Origin of the sequence: Rhodoplanes azumiensis (genome assembly GCF_042682915.1) — a bacterium.
Lineage (GTDB): Bacteria > Pseudomonadota > Alphaproteobacteria > Rhizobiales > Xanthobacteraceae > Rhodoplanes > Rhodoplanes azumiensis.
The window spans coordinates 111,608-131,620 of record NZ_JBHUIW010000014.1; the positions used below are offsets into that span (position 1 = coordinate 111,608).

The window sequence follows — 20,013 nt, forward strand, 5'->3', positions numbered from 1 at the left end:
CACTCAGAGACTACGCACGCCGCTCGATTACACTCTATTATGGTTGCCGGCGGGTTAATCGTCACCCCCTGGGCGGGATCTGCGCCGCAACACCGGCTCAACCTTGACAGACCGTGTGCGGTGTCATGGATTCATCGCAGGGTCCGTCCGGCCGCCGGTCCCCCGATCCGCGGCATCCCCCACACGAGACGCGAGCCTGCGGAGGATGCGGTTCATGGACGTGCCGGTTCGCTTGAGAATCGTGCACGTCGTGCGCGCGCCGATCGGCGGAATCTTCCGTCACGTCTGCGACCTCGCCACCGCCCAGAGCGCCGCCGGCCACGCGGTCGGGATCGTCTGCGATTCGCGCACCGGCGGGAATTTCGAGGCGGCCGCGATCGCTGCCGTCGCCGACCGGCTCGATCTCGGCGCGGCCCGCCTGCCGATGCGGCGCGACGTGTCGCCGGCCGATGTCGGCGCCCTGATGCGGCTGACCCGCCATATCGACGCGATGGCGCCCGACGTCATCCATTGTCACGGCGCCAAGGGCGGCGTCTATGGCCGGCTGATCGGCGCCTGGCTCGGCCGGTCGCGACCGATCGCCGTGCTCTACGCCCCGCACGGCGGCAGCCTGCATTACGCGGTCGGCTCGCTCGAGGGCCGGTTCTACTTCGCCATCGAGCGAGCGCTGGAGCGGGTCACCGACGCGCTCGTCCATGTCAGCGCCTACGAGGCGGAGACCTACCGCCAGAAGATCGGCCCGCCGCGCTGCCGCGCCGTGGTGATCCACAACGGCCTGCGCGAGGCCGAGTTCGAGCCGGTGATCCCGCGCCCGGACGCCCGCGACCTCCTGTTCCTCGGGATGTATCGCGAGCTGAAAGGGACCGACGTGTTCCTGGAGGCGATCGCCAAGCTCCAGAGCCGCTATGGCCGCCGCGCCACCGCCCACCTGTTCGGGCAGGCCGAGGACGAGGGCCGGGCCCGCTACCAGGCGCTCGCCGAGACGCTCGGCATCGCCGACCGGGTGACGTTCCACGACCCCGCCCCCACCCGCGAGGCGTTCGCCTTCGGGCGCAACGTGGTGGTGCCGTCGCGGGCCGAGTCGATGCCCTACATCGTGCTGGAGACGATCGCGGCCGGCCTGCCGATCGTCGCCACCCGGGTCGGCGGCATCCCCGAGATCTTCGGGCCGCGCGCCGGGGAGCTGGTGCCGCCCGGTGACCCGGACGCGCTGGCGACCGCCCTGCAGGGACTGTTGGCCGATCCGGTGCGCGCCCAGATCGACGCCGCGGCGCGCTACGACTGGGTGCGCCCACGCTTCCACATCGACACGATGCAGCGGCGCGTCGACGAGCTCTACCGCGAGATCCTCGCCGGCAAGGCGGCCGCCTTCCGGGCCGCGGCGACGGCTCGCCCGGCGCCGCCGCGACGCCCCCGTGGCACGGATGCCGGCGAGGCGCGCGCGGCCGAAGCACGGGCCTCCGAGCCGCGAGCGAACGAGTCTCGGGTGGACGCGCCGTTGCCGCGGCGTATTCTCGACGCCGGGTCGGTCGTGCGACGCCCGGCCCCGCGCTCGATCACGGCGCCCTTGCGGCTCGCCCCGGTGGTCTAGCCCACTGTTTACCAGTTTACGTGAATGCCCACGCGAGAAGCGTCGACGTTTACGCGTCCGTGGCCATTTTTACGTATGCCGGAAGCGGAACGACGGCGGGCCGTCACGGCCGCCGCGCGGTCCCGCTCCGCAGCCCCCCGGAGGCATCGACATGGCGATCGCAGCTCCACCCATGAACGGCTCGCCGCCCGGACGTCCGGGCAGCCACTCCGCCGTCCCGCGCGAGCTCGGGCCGCTGGCCCGCAAGATCGCCGAGGAGCCGATCCCCGACGCGATCTCCCCGGTCGTGCTGACCGGCGGCGCCCGCATCGTCGAGTTCCTGCTCGTCGTCGTCACCGGCATCGCCGTGCATGCCGTGTGGCTCTACCCGGCCGAGGGCTTCGAGCCGATCTACCTGATCGTCGAGCTCGCGGTCGCCACGGCGGCGATCATCGGCTTCCAGATGGTCGACATCTACAACGTGCAGGCCTTCCGCTCGCACGTCTATCAGCTCGGCCGCATGTGGCTCGCCTGGACGGCCGTGTTCCTGCTCGCCCTCGCGCTCTCGTTTTTCGCCAAGTACGAGTATTCCTTCTCGCGCGCCTGGACGGCCGGCTGGTACGTGACCGGCATGGTGGTGCTGTTCGCCTGGCGCACCGGCCTCGGCTGGCTGGTGCGGCATTGGGCCGACCAGGGACGACTGATCCGCCGCGTCGTGATCGTCGGCGGCGGCCGCGAAGGCGAGGCGCTGGTGCGCGCCATCGGCGCCGAGGCGCATTCCGACCTGCGGATCTGCGGCGTGTTCGACGACCGTGGCGACGACCGCTCGCCCTCGGTGGTCGCCGGCGTGCCGAAGCTCGGCACCGTCGACGATCTCGTCGAGTTCACCCGCCGCACCCGGGTCGACCTGATCCTGGTGTCGCTGCCGCTCACCGCGGAAGACCGCGTGCTGCAGATGGCGCGCAAGCTGTGGGTGCTGCCCGTCGACGTGCGGCTCGCCGCCCACATGAACCGGCTGCGCTTCCGCCCGCGCGCCTATTCCTACATCGGCAACATCCCGGTGCTGGACATCTTCGACAAGCCGATCGCCGACTGGAACCTGGTGATCAAGTCGGTGTTCGACCGCGTCGCGGCGTTCCTGATCCTGGTCGCCATCTCGCCCGTGATGCTCCTGACCGCGCTCGCCATCAAGCTCGACAGCAAGGGGCCGGTGTTCTTCAAGCAACGCCGCCTCGGCTTCAACAACGAGGTGATCGAGGTCTACAAGTTCCGCTCGCTGCGCCACGAGCACGCCGATCCGGACGCGAAACGGGTCGTCACCAGGGGCGACGATCGCGTCACCCGGGTCGGACGGTTCATCCGCAAGACCTCGATCGACGAGCTGCCGCAGCTCATCAACGTGCTGCGCGGCGATCTCTCGCTGGTCGGTCCGCGACCGCACGCCATCCACGCGCCGCTCGCCAACAAGCTGTGGGACGACGTGGTCGACGGCTACTTCGCCCGCCACCGGGTAAAGCCCGGCATCACCGGCTGGGCCCAGATCAACGGCTGGCGCGGCGAGCTCGACACGCCCGAGAAGCTGCAGCAGCGCGTCGAGCACGACCTTTACTACATCGAGAACTGGTCGCTGCTGTTCGACCTCTACATCCTGCTGCGGACGCCCTTCGCGCTCCTCGAGACGGAGAACGCCTATTGAGCGCGATCGAGATGCCGCTCGCCGGCGCACTGCCGGGCGGCTCCGCCGCGGCGCGCGCGCCGGCGGCCGCCACCACGGCGGGCGAGCGGCTACGCCTCGCGCTGATCTTCCTGATCGCCTTCACCAGCGGCTTCGTGCAGCGCGAGCCGGCGCCCTACGAGCTGATCGTGTCGATCGCCATCGTGGTGTTCGCCGTGAGCGGGTTGACGCTGCGCACCACGCTGCTGCCGCTGCTCGCCCTCCTGATGATCCAGAATCTCGGCTATCTCGTCTCGCTGATGCCGGTGATCGAGCTCGAACGCACCGCGATGTGGACGGGGGTGACGAGCTTCCTGTCGATCTCGACCCTGTTCTTCGCCATGGTGCTGTCGCAGAACACGGCGCAGCGCCTCGACGTGCTGATCCGCGGCTACATCGGGGCCGCGCTCGTCACGGCGGCGATCGCGGTCCTCGCCTTCTTCCGCGTGCTGCCGGGGTGGGACCAGTTCCTGCTGTACGACCGCGCGGCCTCGACCTTCAAGGATCCCAACGTGTTCGGGCCGTTCCTGGTGCTGCCCGGGCTGGTGTTGCTGCAGCGCATGGTCTCTGCGACCGAGATCAAGCGGCTGTTCGCCGACGGCATCAAGCTGCTGGTGATCGCGGCCGGCCTCCTGCTCACCTTCTCACGCGGCGCCTGGGGGCACTTCACGGTGTCGGCGATCGTGATGCTCGGCCTCACCTACGTCACCACCCGCTCGGCGACCGACCGGTTCCGCATCGCATTCCTCTCGGCGGTCGGCGTCGTCGTGCTGGCCGGTCTCGTGGTGCTGCTCCTGTCCTTCGACGTGGTCGGCGACATGTTCAAGGTGCGAGCCAATCTGGTGCAGGACTACGACGCCGGCGCGCAGGGCCGGTTCGGCCGCCACGTCGCCGGCGCGCTCCTGATCTTCGAGCTGCCGTGGGGCGTCGGGCCGCTGCAGTTCTCGAAGGTGTTCTCGTTCGAGCCGCACAACTCGTTCATCAGCGCCTTCATGAACGGCGGCTGGATCGCCGGCACGACCTGGCTGGCCCTCACCGTGATGACCCTCGTGCTCGGGCTGCGCCACGCCTTCGTGCGCACGCCCTGGCAGCCGATCTTCATCGCCGCCTACGCGGCCTTCGTGGGCGAGGTCGGCGAGAGCTGGATCATCGACGTGGCGCACTGGCGCCACTACTTCCTGATCATGGGAATCGTCTGGGGGTTGATCGCCGCGGGCCGTGTCGCCCCGGCGCAGCCCGATCCGGCGACCTGTCGCCGGCCGCAGCCGGCGTGAGCCGAATCGGTCTGCCGGGACATCCGTGATTCCGGGGCGCGCCACCCCGGAACGACGAGGCCGCGCCTCAGCCCTGCACCCGCACGTATTGCTGATACGAATAGCGGGTGCCGATGCCGTGGCGGAACAGGAAGTCGTCGATCGCCACCATGGGCTTCATCAGCTTGCCGCGCAGGAGATAAAGCGAGGCGAGCGCGAAGAACTCCATGCGCGGATGCTCGGTCGTCACGTCGAACACGCCGCGCAGCGTCGCGATCTCCGACGGGGTGAGCGGAAACTCGTGCTCGTCGCCGTATTTCGGCACCCACAGCTTGCCGACGACGTGCTTACGGAACCACAGCAGGAGATCGCTCGCCGCGTTGTTCTCCCAGAAGAAGGCGCGGCCGCCCGGGCGGATGGTCCGGCGCAGCGTCTGGCAGAACGCGCCGAACGGTTCGAGGTGGTGGAGGATCATCGAGCCGTAGACGAAGTCGACGGGCCCGAGCGTGTCGATCGTCATCGCGTCGCAGACGACCGGCCGCACCCGCGTGACGCCGCGCGCCCGGCAGCGTTCGGTGAGCGACGCGATCGCCACCGGCGAGGCGTCGACCGAGATCACGTCCGCGCCGAGCTCGGCGAGCAGCAGCGAGGAGGCGCCGGCACCGCAGCCGAGATCCAGCACGGTCTTGCCGGAGAGATCGCCGAACCAGGCGGCGGCCGCCCGGATGGCCTCGCGCGCCTCGTCGGAGAGCTCCTTCGAGTAGATCGGATTGGTCGTGTAGACCTCGTCCCAGAAGCCGGCGGAGATCGAGGCGCCCTGCGGCTTCGGCGCGTCGGGCGCCGTCGCTGCCCCTTGCGGCGCCGGAGCGCCGTGCGGCGCCGACACGGCGCCGTTCGCCTTCGCGGAAACGGCCTGGGTCATGGATCCTCCGGCGGGCGCACGGCCACTGTCGCGACCCGAGGGGGGCGCGCCCGAGACCTCGACTGATACGCGGCCGGCGTTGGTTTTAGCTTAACGCGACGCCCCGCCCGCACACGTTGCCGCGAGGTGACCGTGTGGTGGTTCCGTGGTGGTCGCGGTCCCCTCACCTTTCCCGTTTGGCAGCAAAACCGAACGTCGCTTCGCGGCGGCAGCGCGTCTCGGCGGCAGGTTTCCGGCGGCAGGGTTTCCGGCGGGAGCGAGTCACGGCGGAAGCGATTTACGGCAGAAGAGATTTGCGGTGAAAACGTTTTTACCTGTCCTCCGGAGCTTCCCTCCGGAGCTCCGCTCGCGGCCGCCGCGCACCCGCGCCGGGGTTCGGGTGGCCGGCCGAGGCGGTGCCCTGTCGGGGCTCCGCGACCCGCAGGAACAGACCGCAAACCCAGACGCAGACCTGTCCACCATCGTCCCGGCCCGAAGTGTCGACCATCGTCCCGGTCGACCAGTGTCGCCCCCGGTTCGCCCCCGCCCGCAGCCATGCAGACCGGACCCGCAGCCGGCCGATCGCGCCGCCGGCGCGGTTGCGCCGGCCCGGCCGCCTCTCTATAGTCCCGGCCGCTCGGAGCGTAGCGCAGCCCGGTTAGCGCACCAGTCTGGGGGACTGGGGGTCGCGAGTTCAAATCTCGCCGCTCCGACCATCCATCCCGTTGCTCGTTCGGCCGTGCACCACCGGAAGCGCCGCACGCGGCCGGGTTCGCGTTTGGCCATCGGAGCCCTTTGCGCCGATCGGCCCGCGACCGGTTCGGGATCGGATCGCGAGTCTCGGCTCCGCTCGGCGGCACCGCCCGCTGCGACGCGCTTGCCGAGGAGGCTCCTCTTCAGGCTATCCGCCGCGGCGACAGCCCGCCGCTCCAGGCTCTCGACGACGCTGCGCGCGGCGAGGGCGCCCCCTGGTGCGGGCTTCCGGCGCCGGGCCGGACACCGTCGCGGCCCTTCTCTCGGACCGGGCGTTCGGGCACGTGACGACGGCATTCGGCCGTGCTGTGATGCGGCCTCGTCTGCGTCGCGGGCCGGCGGGCCGGCGATTGCCGCCCGTGTCGCGGGCGCGGATCGGATCCCGCAGGCGAGGCGGACACGAACGACGACACGAACAAGAACGACGACACGAACAAGAGCGACGACACTCACCCGAACGACGCATCGAGCCATGACGGGGACACCATGACACGGATCGGCATCCTCCGGCGGACAGCCCTCGCCGGGCTGGCGAGTGTCGCACTGGCGATGCCGGCCGAGGCCGGTCACCGTCGCGACCGCGTTTTCGTCGGCTCCTTCGTGGTGGTGCAGCCGTGGATGCGTCCGGCGCCCTGGTCCGGGCCGCCGGTCGGCGGCTGGAGCCCGGGCTGGTGGGCCCCCGCGGTCACCGGCAAGGCCGTCCGCACCACCGTCTATCCGTATGGACCACGCGGCGACGGCAAGCGCGGCTATTGGTATCCGCAGCTGGTCCAGGGCCGCTGCGGCTGCGCGCCGGACGGTCTCTGCTGCTGAGATCGGACCGCCGGCGCGACGCCGACGGCCGCGCGATTCGACACGCCGAGGCCGGTCGCCCCGTCACGAGGAGATCGTTCGTGTCCGCCCCGCACCGTTCGCCAGCCGTCGTGATTCGAGCCGCCGTGATTCGCGCTACGATGATTCGAACAGCCGCGCCCCTGGCCGCCGCGGCGCTCGTCGCCGTTCTCGCGGCCACGCTCCCGACGCCGCCCGCCCGCGCCGAGCAGGCCGTCATGCTGCTGCCCGACGCGACCATGTCGGTGCCGGCCGGACCGCCGGCGGCGCGGGGCCGAACGCTGGTCCCGCTGCACTCCACCGTCGTCGCCGGCGGCGGCCGCACCAGGATCAATTTTTCCGGCCTGCTGTCGATCCACAACGCCTCGTCCACGGACCCGCTGGTGATCGAGGCGATCGAGTATCGCGACCAGACCGGACGGCTCGTCGAGACGACCCTCGACAAGCCGGTGGCGCTGAAACCCTATGCGTCCGCCCAGGTGGTGATCGCCCAGGAGGACGTGCGCGGCGGCATCGGCGCGAGCTTCGTGGTCGACTGGTCGTCGCCGGCCGCCGGCGGCGAGCCGGTGATCGAGGCCGTGATGGTCGCCGTCCAGGGCACCCAGGGCTACAGCTTCGTGTCGGCCGGCCGCCGCGTTCCGCGGCCCTGACCGCTCGCCGCCGGGCCGCCCGGCGCACCGTCGCGCGTCGGGCCGCGATCCGCACCGCGATCCGAGCGATGATCCGCGCCATGATCCGCGCCCCGGTTCGGGCCGCCCGGCAGCTCGCGCAGGATCAGACCCGACGAGTCGTCGGCGTCGTCCACGGTCCGAGCGGTGGGGCCGACGACCTCGCCCGGCCGATACCCGGGGGCTCCGAAGACCGGCGGCCCGCCGATGCCGGCCGGCGCCGCGTCACGACAGGGCGCCACCGCGAACACCATCGGGTTCGCGTCGGCCGGCGCCACCGCGGCTGGCGTGATCACGGCCGGCGCGATCGCCGCGACGACGGAGGTCGACGACGGCACCGGGACGATCGCCGCGGGCGACGGCGCCTTGTCGGCGGGCGACAGCGCGACGGATCCGCGCACCCGCGTCATCCAGCCCTCGGTCTCCAGCGCGCGCACCAGCGCATCCGTCGCCAAGCGAACGTCGATCGTCGATCCCGTGTCGGAGGCGATGAGCAGCAGCCGCGCCACCGCGGCCCAGTGCGGACGGAGCCGGGACACGAACGGCAGATCGTCGAGCAACGCCCGATTCACGTCCACCAGCGTGCGCATCGGGCGCATCGGGCCGGACTTCGGCGTCACGAAATAAGCGAGCTCGGTGTTCCAACTCATCGAATATGCAAGCGCTCACGGCGCGAGAGTCACGACAGCGATCGGCAACGAAAAAACAGTACCTTATTCGGACGGCTCGGCCGCGGGAAAACCGACGTCCCGCGGGCGGCCGAGACAAATCCGTGTCGCCTCGGCAACGAACGGCATGAACTCGGTATCACGTCACGGCCCGCCGCATCATTCGTAAATCGGATGACGCGGCGACGTGATCGGATGGTCGATGTCTCACATCGCGGACTCGTCCACCACCCAGCCGACCTTCTCGAGTGGCGCTTCCATGCGATACTTCAGGCCCTGCGGCGCATACTCGATCGAGTGCTTGCCGATCCGCCGCATCGTGTCCTCGATGATCTTGCGGCCGTAGCCGCTGCGAGTCGGGGGTGCGACAGTCGGTCCGCCGTCCTCCTGCCAGGACAGCACGAAGGACATCGGACGCAGATCCCGCTCGACGCTCCAGCGCACCGCGATGCTGCCTTCCGGTGCCGACAGCGCACCGTACTTCACGGCGTTGGTCGTGAGCTCGTGCAGCAGCAGCGCGAAGCTCTGCGCGGCGTTCTGCTTCACCATCACCTCGACCCCGTCGAGGGTGACCCGATCCGAGAAGGCGGAGGTCTCGGAGGCGAGGATCTGACGCAGCGGCGCGCCGCGCCACTCCTGCTCGGTCATCAGCGTATAGGCGCGGCCGAGCGACTGAAGGCGGTCGATGAACACGTCCCGCGCCTCGCGCAGCGGCCGCTCGCCCGAGAGGCTCGACAAGGCGACCGACTGGATCACGGCGAACAGGTTCTGGATGCGGTGATTGAGCTCGCCGATCAGCAGCCGCTGGCGATCCTCGGTGCGCTTGCGCTCGGTGATGTCGACCAGCTCCGCCAGCACATAGGGGCGGCCATCGACGACCATCGGCTTGAGCGCGATCTCGACCGAGAACTCGCTGCCGTCCTTGCGGCGCGCCGTCAGGTCGCGCCCCGTCCCCATGGGCCGGTCACGCGGCGACAGGTCGAACACGCGGCGGAGATCCGGATGGCCGTCGCGGAAGCGATCGGGAACCAGACACTCGACCGGCTGACCGACGAGCTCGCCGCGCGCGTAGCCGAGCAGCTCCCCCGCGTGCTCGTTCACGAAAACGATGCGCGCGCCGCCGTCCACCAGGACCAGCCCGCTCGGCCCCGACTCGAGGATCATGTGAACAATGTCGCGTGGATCCCGCATCTCGGTCACTGTCGCAGTCAGGCTATTGCAGGACGCGCATTCCGGCAACCGGACCCGTCTCCCGTGTCACGCGCGAAACGTCCTAATCCATCGCCACTTTGGGCGATCGGACACGCTTGCAATGTGAGCAGCCTCACACCGGGCCTCGAACCGGCTCGTCCCGGGATCTGCGATGCCACCCTCGCGGCCGGCACTCGTGGACAACGGCGGCTTGCGGCGCGTTGACCGGTGTCAAGCCGGCGCCGGCCGAGACGCGCCTCGGCGCGACCGGACCGCCCTGGTTCGTTCGGTCGCACCTGCATCCGATCCGCTCCTCGCGCCCATGATACAGGCGGGAGCGCGACGCGAGCGCAACTGTGGAAATCAGGGTGGATCGAAATACCGGCGCGGCACCCGCCGGAACGGATGCCGCGTCATCGACGGGCCGCGGCGAGGAGAGTCGCGGCCGAACCGTCGTCACTCGACGAAATCGCCGCAGCGCTGCACCGTCTGCTCGCCCGCGCCCCACGGCATGATCGGCACGCTGGACGTCGAATTTTTCGGCGATCCTTCGATGATCTTATCTGAGTAGACCATGTAGACTAATACATTGCGCTTTACGTCGCAGCCGCGCACGATCTGCATCTTCTTGAAGAAGAGCGAGCGGCGCTGGCGGAACACGTCATCGCCTTGCTCGAACTTTTTCTTGAAACGCACGGGACCGATCTGCCGGCAGGCGAGCGAGATGTCGGAGACCTCCTCGGCGAGCCCGAGCCAGCCCTTGAAGCCCCCCTTCTCCGGCACGGTGAAGTGGCACGCGACGCCCTCGACGTCCGGGTCGTCGAGCCCGTAGGTGGCAAGCTTGTCGTTGGGGCTCAGCCATTTGAAGACGGTCGAGCGACGGAAGATCAGGTCCGGCTCCTCGGCGGCCGCGGCCGGCACGGCGGCGCCGAGACCGAGCGTCAGCGCGACGGCGGCCAGAACGCCGCGCGCCTGCCGCGAATGCCGAGGCGACCGGACGACGAGACCTTGCATTGCGAACTCCATTCGAAAACGACGCGGCGAACCGGGACGGTCCGCGCGGTGTCCAGATAGGGATCGTTGGACGGTTGTTAAGGATCGAAGGCCGAATAGGTTTCGTCACGTCGGCAAAAAAGTCCTGCAGCGCGCCGATGACGCGTCGAGAGCGCCCGCGCGGCGCCGACGACGGAGCGCGCCGACACCCGGCGTGTTCACCCGTCCGGACGCGCCCGGCTCAGTACCGGAAGAAGCCGCCCTGCCGCTGGCCACCCCAGCTCTGACCCCAGCCGTTGCGCTGCCACGCGTCGGCACGCCGATAGCCGCCCCAGCTCTGGTCGACGGTCTCGGTCCGCGGCTTGCGGCGGACGGCCTTCTTCTTCTTCGGTTTGGCCGGCTCGGCCGCGGGCTTGTCCTCGCCGGCGGCCATGATGGCCTCCTTGGGCGGCTCCGTCGGCCTCTGGTCGACGGACGTCTGATCGATCGATTTCCCATCGACGCCGCTCGGCGGCGCGACCCGGTGAATGTCGCGGCTCGCCGCCGGGACGACCGGTGGCCTACCGTCCGGAACCCGCCGGCCGTCGGTCGCGCCCACCGTCCCGATCGGCGTCAGGGCGGTCGGCGACACGCCACGTCGCGGACGCGGCGCCGCGGCGGGAGACGGCGGCGCCGCGGCTGTCACGGTCGCCGGAACGAGCGCCACCGGCGCAGCGACGGGAGACGCCAGCCCGACCGTGCCCGCCCCGGTGGTCGACGCGTAATCCTCCCAGCTCCGGCCGACCGGGGCGTCGAGCGCGGAGGTGCGGGTCATCTCGTCGACGACCATGTAGCCGGCCGCGGCGAGCACGACCGCCACCGACACCACGCCACCGAGCCGAGCCAACGAGAGGCCCCGCCGGGTCGGCCGAGCCCGTTCGGGCCACAACGAGAAATTGCCAGATGAGTGGGAAGCCATGATCGTCCCCGAGACGCCATACGCGGACATGGCCGTCTCGCGATAACGCCGCAGCGCCCCGAAAGTTCCCGGACCTCGCCCGAACCGGCCACAAAGCGTGGTGGGCGGACGCGCGGATGCGGTTCGATCCGGACGCCGTGCGGCGCCACCGAGGACCGAGCGATCAGACCGCCACTAGCCGTCCCTTCTCCGGCACGATCACCCGCGTCGCGTGGCCCTTCATCTCGGCGACGAACCTGTCCGCCGTCTGATCGACGATCGGGAACGAGCCGTAGTGGCAGGGGATGACGGCCTCGAGCTGGAAGAAGCGCTTCACCGCGAAGGCGGCGCTGCGCGCTCCCATGGTGAAGCGGTCGCCGATCGGCACCATGGCGATCTTCGGAGCGTGCAATTCGGCGATCAGGCCCATGTCGGAGAACACGTCGGTGTCGCCCATGTGATAGACGGTCGGCTCTCCAGCCGCCTTGACGATCACGCCATTGGGATTGCCGAGCCCGATCGGAACGCCGTCGACGAGGTCGCCGGACGAATGGTCGGCGCGCACCAGCGTCACCGTGAAAGCGCCCAAGTCCGTGGTGCCGCCCGTGTTCATCGGGTTGAAATTCTTCAGCCCCTTCGAGACCAGCCACATGCCGAGGTCGTAATTGGTCGTCACCGTCGCCCCGGTCTCGGCCGCGATCGCCAGCGTGTCGCCGACATGGTCGCCGTGGCCGTGGGTCACGAGGATGTGCGAGACGCCGGCGACGGCCGCGGCGCGGTCGCTCACGAAGGCCGGATTGCCGGTGAAGAACGGATCGATCAGCACGGCCGTGCCCTTGAAGTCGAGCCGGAACGCGGAATGGCCGAACCAGGTGATCTCCATGACGAACTCCCTTTTCGCGCGACGACGCCTCGCACCGCGGATCACATGCGCGCGAAGATAAGCCGCAGGCGCGGCGGAGCGTCAATCAGGCCGCGTCGTTCCGGCACCAGACTCGCGTGCACGAGACTCGCGCGGCCAGGTCCGCCGTGTTAGGCGGGCGCATGCCCGCACCCGTCCTTCCCCTCGTCGAGATCGCCCCCCTGCTGCCGGAGCGCGGCGCCCTGATCGGCCTCGATCTCGGCGACAAGACCATCGGGGTCGCAGTCAGCGATCCGGATCGACGCCTCGCCACCGGCGTCGAGACCATCTCGCGAAAACGATTCACCGAGGACGCGACCCGGCTGCTCGCGCTCGCCGCCGAGCGCCGCGTCGCCGGGCTGGTGCTCGGCCTGCCGCTCAACATGAACGGTAGCGAGGGTCCGCGCGCCCAGGCGACCCGCGCGTTCGCGCGCAACCTGGCGAAGCTCACCGACCTCCCGATCGGCCTGTGGGACGAGCGGCTGTCGACGGCGGCGGTCGAGCGCGAGCTGATCGCGGCGGACGCCAGCCGCAAGAGCCGCAAGGCGGTAATCGACCAGCACGCCGCGATCTTCATCCTGCAGGGCGCGCTCGACCGGCTGCTGCGCGGCCCGGCGTAGAGGGTGCGCGGGGCGCGAGGTCGCCGCCCGGGCCGTCCGGTTCGTGACGTCGCCGTGACCGGCTCTCGCGCCGTCGACGGGCGGCGCAGTCGGTTCGCCCGCCTCCCGACACGAGGCAGTACGCCGTTTTCGTCGGCGATCCAGGCACGGCGGACGATGCGCCGGCCCGTCCAGCCTGCGGCCTGCCGGATCTCGTCCGAACCCCAGGCCCGAAAAGCTCACGCCGGCATGGCGCGGGCCAGCAGGCGGTCGATCTCCGGCGCGGAGAGGTCGCTGGTGCCGGCCGTCGCTCCGGCCGCGCCGGCGAGCCGCAGACGCGCGAAGATCTCGGCGACCGGCGAGGCCGAGTCGCGCAGCGCCGCCGCGGTGGCGAGCAGCGCCAGCCGCTCGACGCCGATCCGGGCGAGGCGCTCGCGCTCCGGACCGTCGAAGGCCGCCCGCACGGCGGCCGCGGTCGCGGCGGCGCCCGGAAGGTCGCCCACCTCGCCGGCGAGCGCGTCGACCACGGCCATGACGGCGTCGCGGTGACGGCCGAGCGTGCGCAGCACGTCGAGGCACAGCACGTTGCCGGCCCCTTCCCAGATGGCGTTGACGGGCGCCTCGCGATAGAGCCGCGGCAGCGGCCCGTCCTCGACGAAGCCGTTGCCGCCGAGGCATTCCATCGCTTCCGCCACCAGGGCCGGCGCGGTCTTGGCGACTCGGAACTTGGCGACCGGGGTCAGCAGCCTCGCACGCAAGCGCTCGGCCGGATCGGCGGAGGCGAGATCGAACGACCGGGCGAGCCGGAACACCAGGGCGACCGCCGCCTCCGTCTCCAGCGCGAGATCGGCCAGCACGGCGCGCATCAGCGGCTGCTCGTGGAGCCTGCGCCCGAACACGCCGCGATGGCGGGTGTGGTGGACCGCATGGGCGAGCGCGGCCCGCATCAGCCCGGCCGACGAGACGGCGCAGTCGGCGCGGCTGAGCTGGATCATCTCCATGATGGTGCGCACGCCCTCCCCCTCGGCGCCGAGCGCCCAGCCGAAGGCGTCGCGGAACGCCACCTCGGCGGTGGCGGCCGAGCGGCCGCCGAGCGTGCTCTTCAGGCGTCGCAGCTCGAGCCCGTTGATGACGCCGTCCGGCCGGAAGCGCGGCACCAGCACGGCGACCGGCCCGCCCGCGGCCTGCGCCAGCACGACGAAGCCGTCGCTCATCGGCGCCGACATGAACCATTTGTGGCCGCTCACCGCGTAGCCGTCGGCGGTCGGCGCAGCCGTCGTGGCGACGCTGCGCACGTCGGTGCCGCCCTGCCGCTCGGTGACGCCCATGCCGAGGGTCAGGCCGAACTTCTCCTCCCACGGCCGGAAGCTCGGGTCGTAATGCCGGTTGACCACCTTCCTGATCATCTCGGCCGCGATCGGCGACGCCGTGGCGGCGAGCGGTGCCACCGCGGCCCGCGTGGTGATGATGGTGGCGAGGTGCCCGTTCTCCACCTGGGCGACCATGTAAAAGCGGGCCGCACGCGCCACCTCGGACGGCGCGTCGGCGCGGGCGCCGTCCGGCGTCCAGGTCGAGCAGTGCAGGCTGACCCCGACGCTCTCCTTCAGCAGATGATGATAGGACGGGTGGAACTCGACCGTGTCGCGCCGCTCGCCGCGCGCGTCGAAGGCCTGCAGGCGCGGCGTGTTCTCGTTGGCGAGACGCGCGTGCTCGGCCATCTCGCCCGCCCCCCAGCGCCGCCCGAAGGCGCCGAGGAGGCGCGCCTCGTCGACGGCACCGTTGGCGACGACGGCATCCTTGAGGGCGCGGTCGGTGTCGTAGAGATCGATGTCGGCGAAGGATGGAGGCTGGTTGTGGCGCTCCTGCTCGGCCATCATGCGTGTCCCGCCCTGTGCACTCGCCCGACCCTACCCGGATCCTGCCGACCCTGCCGGATCTCGCCGGCCGTGTCTCGGCCATCTTGTCCCCAGCGCGATCGCTCGTAGCTGGGGACAAATACGGAGCTTAGCACGGCGCGCTTGCTGGGATCCGCGAACGAGCCTATACGGCTGGCTTTGATGAATATGGCACCCAAACCCGCCTTCGTGCTCCGCCAGCGTCACTTGCTGGGGATCGAGGGCCTTTCGCGCGAGGAGATCGTCGGTCTCCTCGACCTCGCCGAAGAATTCGTCGATCTCAACCGCCGCGTCGAGAAGAAGACCACCTCGCTGCGCGGTCGGACCCAGATCAACCTCTTCTTCGAAGCCTCCACCCGGACCCAGGCGTCCTTCGAGCTCGCCGGCAAGCGGCTCGGCGCGGACGTGATGAACATGTCGGTCGCGTCCTCGTCCATCCGCAAGGGCGAGACGCTGATGGACACGGCCATCACGCTCAACGCGATGCACCCCGACATTCTGGTCGTGCGGCACAACGCATCCGGCGCCGTGAAGCTGCTCGCCGACAAGGTCGACTGCTCGGTCGTCAACGCCGGCGACGGCGCCCACGAGCACCCGACCCAGGCGCTGCTCGACGCGCTGACGATCCGCCGCAACAAGGGCCGCCTCGAAGGCCTGACGGTGGCGATCTGCGGCGACATCCTGCACTCGCGGGTGGCACGCTCCAACTTCATCCTGCTCAACGCCATGGACGCGCGGGTGCGGGTGATCGCCCCCTCGACGCTGCTGCCGCCCGGCATCGAGCGGTTCGGCGTCGAGGTGTTCCGCGACATGCGCGAGGGTCTGAAGGACGCCGACATCGTGATGATGCTGCGCCTCCAGCGCGAGCGCATGAACGGCTCCTTCATCCCGTCCTCGACCGAGTACTTCGCCTATTACGGCCTCGACGAGAAGAAGCTCGCCTATGCGAAGCCCGACGCGCTCGTCATGCATCCGGGCCCGATGAACCGCGGCGTCGAGATCAACTCGACCGTCGCGGACGGCGCCCGCTCGCTGATCCGCGAGCAGGTCGAGATGGGCGTCGCGGTCCGCATGGCGATCCTCGAGGCGCTGTCGCGGAACCTGCCGAATGCGTGAGCCGGCCCTTCGCGTCGGCCACGTCGTCTCTTTTCGTCATGGCCGGGCTCGTCCCGGCCATCCACGTGTGAACCACCGCGGGACGTCCAGAACGTGGATGCCCGCGACGAGCGCGGGCATGACGGGCCGGGGTTCCCGGCGACCGCACCACGCCTCGTGCACGCCCGCTGAAGTCCTGGTGTGACCATGCTCTCCGAACGCCGCCCGATCCTCCTCGCCAACGCCCGTGTCGTCGATCCCTCGCGCGATCTCGATCTCGTCGCCGACGTGCTGATCGCCGACGGGCTGGTGCGCGACATCAAGCGCGGCATCGGCGCCGCCGGCGTGCCGGAAGCCACCGAGGTGGTCGACTGCGCCGGCAAGGTGGTCGCACCGGGCCTCGTCGACATGCGCGCCTTCATCGGCGAGCCGGGCGCGGAGTATCGCGAGACCTTCGCGTCGGCGAGCCAGGCGGCCGCCGCCGGCGGCGTGACGACGATCGTCTGCCAACCCGACACCCATCCGCCGATCGACGATCCCGCCACCGTCGACTTCGTGATGCGCCGCGCCCGCGACACCGCGATCGTCAAGGTGGTGCCGATGGCGGCGCTGACCAAGGGCCTCAAGGGCGACGAGATGACCGAGTTCGGCCTCCTCAAGGCCGCCGGCGCCGTCGCCTTCACGGACGGGGCGCGCAGCGTGACCAATGCCAAGGTGATGCGCCGCGCGCTCACCTATGCGCGCGACTTCGACGCGCTGATCGTCCACCACACCGAAGATCCGAACCTCTCCTCCGACGGCGTGATGAACGAAGGCGAGTACGCGGCGCGGCTCGGCCTGCTCGGCATCCCGAAGACCGCCGAGACGATCGTGCTCGAGCGCGACATGCGGCTCGTCGGGCTCACCGGCTCGCGCTATCACGCCGCCTCGCTCACCTGCGCCGACTCGCTCGATGTGCTCAAGCGCGCCAAGGACGCCGGCCTCGCCGTCACGGCCTCGGCGTCGATCAACCACATCACGCTCAACGAGCTCGATGTCGGCTCCTATCGCACCTTCTGCAAGGTGACACCGCCGCTGCGCCCGGAGAGCGATCGCGTCGCCCTGGTCGAGGCGCTGTGCAGCGGCCTCGTCGACGTGATCATGTCGGACCACGACCCGCAGGACGTCGAGGTGAAGCGCCTGCCCTTCGCCGAGGCGGCCCCGGGGGCGATCGGCATCGAGACGATGCTGGTCGCCGGGCTGCGCCTCGTCCATTCCGGCGACGTGCCGCTGCCGACCCTGATCCGCGCCATGTCGACCCGGCCGGCCCAGCTCCTCGGCCTGCCCGGCGGCACGCTGAAGCCCGGCGCGCCCGCCGACGTGATCGTCATCGACGCCGAGACGCCGTGGGTGCTCGACCGCGAGGATCTCAAGTCGAAGTGCAAGAACTCGCCCTTCGACGAGGCCCGCCTGCAGGGCCGCGTGGTGCGCACCATCGTGGCCGGCCGCACCGTCTACGAGTTCGTGTGATCAGCGCGACGCGAGGTCGAGCTTCGGCGGCAACGGATAGGGCGTGTGCGCCGCCAGCGTCGGCGCGCGGCTGTCGGTCAGCGCCACCCAGACGTTCGGATCCTCGCTCGTCTGCCGCTTGACGAAGCGATACGCCGTCTCGTGCCAGAACAGCACCTCGGGCGTCTGGTTGTCGAGCACGAGGTCGCCGCGGTCGGTCCGCACGGTCAGCACCGCATGGGTGCCGTCGCCGCTGCCGGGCGCGGGTGCCGGATCGTGCACCACGGTGATCAGCAACGCTCCGGCCGGCCAGCCGGCCGCGATCAGCAGGCGCCGCTTGAGGAGCACGAAGTCCTCGCAGTCGCCGCGATCGAGCGGATAGGTCCAGCGCTCGTCCTCGCCGTAGAGCTCGCGGTCGCTGGTCCAGCGCACCCGCGTGTTGACCTCCGCGTTGACGGCGAACAGCTCGGCCAGCAAGTCCGGGGTGAGCACGCGCTCGGCGGCGCCCGGCACCGGCTTGCAGTCGGTCGGCTGCTCGGCGCAGAAGCGCGTCCATCCGGGCGGCGCAGGCGCCGCCGACGTGACCCCGAGAAACAGGATCGGCCGCGCCAGGAAGGCCCGCGCCGGCTCCGGCTTCAGCCCGACCAGCATGGCCGCGACCGCCAGCGCCAGCCACCACGCGGCGGTCAGCACGGCTTCGGCCCGGTGGTCCCTCGGTGACGCGATCATGGTCCCGCTCCCCGCATCGTTCCCGAGCGCGAGCCTCGCAAAAAAAACCCGCGATCCGGCTAAGCCGGCCGACGCGATTTGATTCGAGTTTTATCGATCGGACCCGCGCCGCCGCCGGGGGCGACGTTGCTGCCGGGGCGGTGTCCGGCTAGGTTCGCGCCGCGCGATCCGCGGCCGGGCCGAGCCGGCCCGGCCTTTCCTCCAAGGCAACCGCGATGCTCACCGACTGGTCCGCCGCCCCGCTCCTGATCGCCGCGCTGGCGCTCGGCTACCTGCTCGGGTCGATCCCGTTCGGCCTGCTGCTGACGCGGATCGCCGGCGAAGGCGACATCCGGACGATCGGGTCGGGCAATATCGGCGCCACCAACGTGCTGCGCACCGGCCGCAAAGGGCTCGCCGCCGCGACCCTGCTGCTCGACGCCCTGAAGGGCACGGCCGCCGTCCTGATCGCCCCGTTGCTCGCCGGCGGCACGCCCGCGGCGGCCGATCTCGGCCTCGTGGCCGGGCTCGGCGCGTTCCTCGGGCACCTGTATCCGGTGTGGCTGCGTTTCCGCGGCGGCAAGGGCGTCGCCACCTTCGTCGGCGTGCTGATCGCCGTGTCGCCCCTGGTCGCGCTCGGCTTCGCGGTGGTGTGGCTCGCCGCCGCGTTCGGCACCCGCTACTCGTCGGTCGGCGGGCTCGCGGCCAGCGCCGCGACGCCGCTTCTCCTGTGGATCGCCGGACCGCCGAAGGCGGCGCTCCTGTTCGCCCTGCTGGCCGCGATCACCTGGGTGAAGCACCTCCCCAACCTGAAGCGCCTCGCCGCCGGCACCGAGTCGAAGATCGGCGCCCGCGGAAGCAAGGCACCATCGGCCGACGAGCCGGCCTGAGCCATCTCCGTCGCAGCGCGACGGCAGGGCACCGCCGCGACAATTCGCGCATCCTGAAAATTCAGATTCCCGAGGCTCGGCCCGCCCCCCGCGCCCCGCACCGAACCGGCGGTTCTTTACACGCCACGGCCCGATGCCGTATTCGCGGCCGAGGGGATCGCGACGCCGCCGGCTCCGGTGGCGTTCGGACCGTCGGCGTCTCGCGAGGCGCGGCGGGACCGGTCGCGGCCGGGGATCGCGTCGAACGGCGCGACGCAGGGGGACGTCGTGGCTGTTCAGTGGGCCGACTACGATCTCGATGACATCCGCCACCGCTACGACCGCATCGCCAGCCTGATCGTCCCGTTCGAATGGCTGCTGTTCATGCCGACGGCGTTTCGCCGCACGGCGGTCGCGCGCATCGGCCTCCAAGGCGGCGAGCGAGTCCTGGAGATCGGCTGCGGCACCGGGCGCAACCTGCCCTTCCTGCGCGAGGCGGTCGGCCCGACCGGGACGGTCTACGGCGTCGACTTCTCGGCCGGCATGCTGGCCCGCGCCCGCGCCGGCGTCGCATCGCACGGCTGGGACAATGTCGTCCTCACCGAATGCGACGCCGCCGAATATCGTGCCCCGGAGCCGCTCGACGCCGTGATGTTCGGCTTGTCCTACAACACCATGCCGCACCACCGCGCCGTGCTGGCGCGCGCCCTCGACCTGCTGAAGCCCGGCGGCCGCATCGTCATCATGGACGCCAAGCTGCCACCCGGGATCGGCGGCCGGATGGTGCTGCCGTTCAGCATCTGGCTGATGAAGCACACGGTGCTGGGCAATCCCTGCATCCGCCCTTGGGAGCACCTGGAGCCACTGGTCGACGACTTCCAGATGGAGGAGTACCTGTTCGGCTCCTATTATGTGTGCCGAGGCGTGAAGCGCGGCTGACCCGTCCGGGTCGGTGCCCCGCTGCAACCGGACCTCGCGC

The 20,013-nt window shown here is 70.6% G+C and carries 18 protein-coding genes and 1 tRNA gene; 11 read left to right on the forward strand and 8 right to left on the reverse strand.

Features of this window, described 5'->3' with window-relative positions; genetic code table 11:
- Positions 1-214 precede the first annotated feature (214 nt).
- The 3 genes from ACFSOX_RS13330 to ACFSOX_RS13340 all read left to right on the forward strand — a co-directional run bounded on the left by ACFSOX_RS13330 (position 215) and on the right by ACFSOX_RS13340 (position 4,558).
- Entirely contained in the window at positions 215-1,591 is a 1,377-nt protein-coding gene (locus ACFSOX_RS13330) for a glycosyltransferase family 4 protein (RefSeq protein ID WP_378478298.1), read from the forward strand.
- Positions 1,592-1,742: 151 nt separating this feature from the next.
- Complete coding sequence (locus ACFSOX_RS13335; protein ID WP_378478299.1) at positions 1,743-3,266, forward strand: undecaprenyl-phosphate glucose phosphotransferase; 1,524 nt, start codon at positions 1,743-1,745, stop codon at positions 3,264-3,266.
- The gene (locus ACFSOX_RS13340) at positions 3,263-4,558 is read left to right on the forward strand and encodes an O-antigen ligase family protein (protein ID WP_378478300.1); all 1,296 of its coding nucleotides are present in this window, start codon (positions 3,263-3,265) and stop codon (positions 4,556-4,558) included. Before ACFSOX_RS13335 ends, ACFSOX_RS13340 begins: the two co-directional genes overlap by 4 nt.
- A 67-nt stretch (positions 4,559-4,625) precedes the next feature.
- Here ACFSOX_RS13340 and ACFSOX_RS13345 read toward each other — a convergent pair whose 3' ends face one another.
- Positions 4,626-5,459 carry a class I SAM-dependent methyltransferase gene (locus ACFSOX_RS13345; protein ID WP_378478301.1) on the reverse strand — a complete coding sequence of 278 codons (834 nt, stop codon included), beginning with the start codon at positions 5,457-5,459 and terminating at the stop codon, positions 4,626-4,628.
- A 617-nt stretch (positions 5,460-6,076) separates the two neighbouring features.
- Between ACFSOX_RS13345 and ACFSOX_RS13350 the strand changes: the two genes are divergently transcribed.
- The 3 genes from ACFSOX_RS13350 (at position 6,077) to ACFSOX_RS13360 (ending at position 7,672) form a co-directional block, all read left to right on the forward strand.
- A tRNA-Pro gene (locus tag ACFSOX_RS13350) sits at positions 6,077-6,154 on the forward strand.
- A 523-nt stretch (positions 6,155-6,677) separates the two neighbouring features.
- Positions 6,678-7,004, forward strand: coding sequence for a hypothetical protein (locus ACFSOX_RS13355; protein WP_378478302.1), 327 nt, complete (start codon positions 6,678-6,680; stop codon positions 7,002-7,004).
- A 140-nt stretch (positions 7,005-7,144) separates the two neighbouring features.
- Positions 7,145-7,672, forward strand: coding sequence for a DUF3124 domain-containing protein (locus ACFSOX_RS13360; RefSeq protein ID WP_378478303.1), 528 nt, complete (start codon positions 7,145-7,147; stop codon positions 7,670-7,672).
- Here ACFSOX_RS13360 and ACFSOX_RS13365 read toward each other — a convergent pair.
- From ACFSOX_RS13365 to ACFSOX_RS13385, 5 genes are all read right to left on the reverse strand, one after another.
- Entirely contained in the window at positions 7,630-8,340 is a 711-nt protein-coding gene (locus ACFSOX_RS13365) for a hypothetical protein (RefSeq protein ID WP_378478304.1), read from the reverse strand. The two genes, ACFSOX_RS13360 and ACFSOX_RS13365, sit on opposite strands and share 43 nt — an antisense overlap.
- A 225-nt stretch (positions 8,341-8,565) precedes the next feature.
- Positions 8,566-9,522: a PAS domain S-box protein gene (locus ACFSOX_RS13370; RefSeq protein WP_378478305.1), complete on the reverse strand. Its 957-nt coding sequence runs from the start codon at positions 9,520-9,522 to the stop codon at positions 8,566-8,568.
- A 483-nt stretch (positions 9,523-10,005) separates the two neighbouring features.
- Positions 10,006-10,563, reverse strand: coding sequence for a CreA family protein (locus ACFSOX_RS13375; protein WP_378478306.1), 558 nt, complete (start codon positions 10,561-10,563; stop codon positions 10,006-10,008).
- 220 nt (positions 10,564-10,783) lie between these two features.
- Positions 10,784-11,428 carry a hypothetical protein gene (locus ACFSOX_RS13380; protein WP_378478307.1) on the reverse strand — a complete coding sequence of 215 codons (645 nt, stop codon included), beginning with the start codon at positions 11,426-11,428 and terminating at the stop codon, positions 10,784-10,786.
- A 235-nt stretch (positions 11,429-11,663) separates the two neighbouring features.
- The gene (locus ACFSOX_RS13385) at positions 11,664-12,362 is read right to left on the reverse strand and encodes a metal-dependent hydrolase (protein WP_378478308.1); all 699 of its coding nucleotides are present in this window, start codon (positions 12,360-12,362) and stop codon (positions 11,664-11,666) included.
- Between the two features lie 161 nt (positions 12,363-12,523).
- Here ACFSOX_RS13385 and ruvX point away from each other — a divergent pair, with 161 nt between their 5' ends.
- Positions 12,524-13,000, forward strand: a complete 477-nt coding sequence (gene ruvX, locus ACFSOX_RS13390) for a Holliday junction resolvase RuvX (RefSeq protein ID WP_378478309.1) — start codon at positions 12,524-12,526, stop codon at positions 12,998-13,000.
- Between the two features lie 218 nt (positions 13,001-13,218).
- Here the strand turns inward: ruvX and ACFSOX_RS13395 are convergent, their stop codons facing one another.
- The gene (locus tag ACFSOX_RS13395; RefSeq protein ID WP_378478310.1) at positions 13,219-14,853 is read right to left on the reverse strand and encodes an acyl-CoA dehydrogenase family protein; all 1,635 of its coding nucleotides are present in this window, start codon (positions 14,851-14,853) and stop codon (positions 13,219-13,221) included.
- A 183-nt stretch (positions 14,854-15,036) separates the two neighbouring features.
- Here ACFSOX_RS13395 and ACFSOX_RS13400 point away from each other — a divergent pair, with 183 nt between their 5' ends.
- Together ACFSOX_RS13400 and ACFSOX_RS13405 are read left to right on the forward strand one after the other, a co-directional pair.
- Positions 15,037-15,990, forward strand: a complete 954-nt coding sequence (locus ACFSOX_RS13400) for an aspartate carbamoyltransferase catalytic subunit (protein ID WP_378478311.1) — start codon at positions 15,037-15,039, stop codon at positions 15,988-15,990.
- A 186-nt stretch (positions 15,991-16,176) separates the two neighbouring features.
- Positions 16,177-17,478 (forward strand): dihydroorotase, encoded by a 1,302-nt coding sequence (locus ACFSOX_RS13405; RefSeq protein ID WP_378478312.1) that lies wholly within the window; start codon positions 16,177-16,179, stop codon positions 17,476-17,478.
- Here ACFSOX_RS13405 and ACFSOX_RS13410 read toward each other — a convergent pair whose 3' ends face one another.
- On the reverse strand, positions 17,479-18,186 hold the full coding sequence (locus ACFSOX_RS13410; RefSeq protein WP_378478313.1) for a transglutaminase-like cysteine peptidase: 708 nt from the start codon (positions 18,184-18,186) through the stop codon (positions 17,479-17,481).
- 215 nt (positions 18,187-18,401) lie between these two features.
- On the opposite strand from ACFSOX_RS13410, the gene plsY reads away from it, so the two are divergent.
- Both plsY and ACFSOX_RS13420 read left to right on the forward strand, forming a co-directional pair.
- Entirely contained in the window at positions 18,402-19,055 is a 654-nt protein-coding gene (plsY, locus tag ACFSOX_RS13415) for a glycerol-3-phosphate 1-O-acyltransferase PlsY (RefSeq protein ID WP_378478314.1), read from the forward strand.
- A 267-nt stretch (positions 19,056-19,322) separates the two neighbouring features.
- On the forward strand, positions 19,323-19,973 hold the full coding sequence (locus tag ACFSOX_RS13420; protein ID WP_378478315.1) for a class I SAM-dependent methyltransferase: 651 nt from the start codon (positions 19,323-19,325) through the stop codon (positions 19,971-19,973).
- The last annotated feature ends 40 nt before the right edge of the window (positions 19,974-20,013 follow it).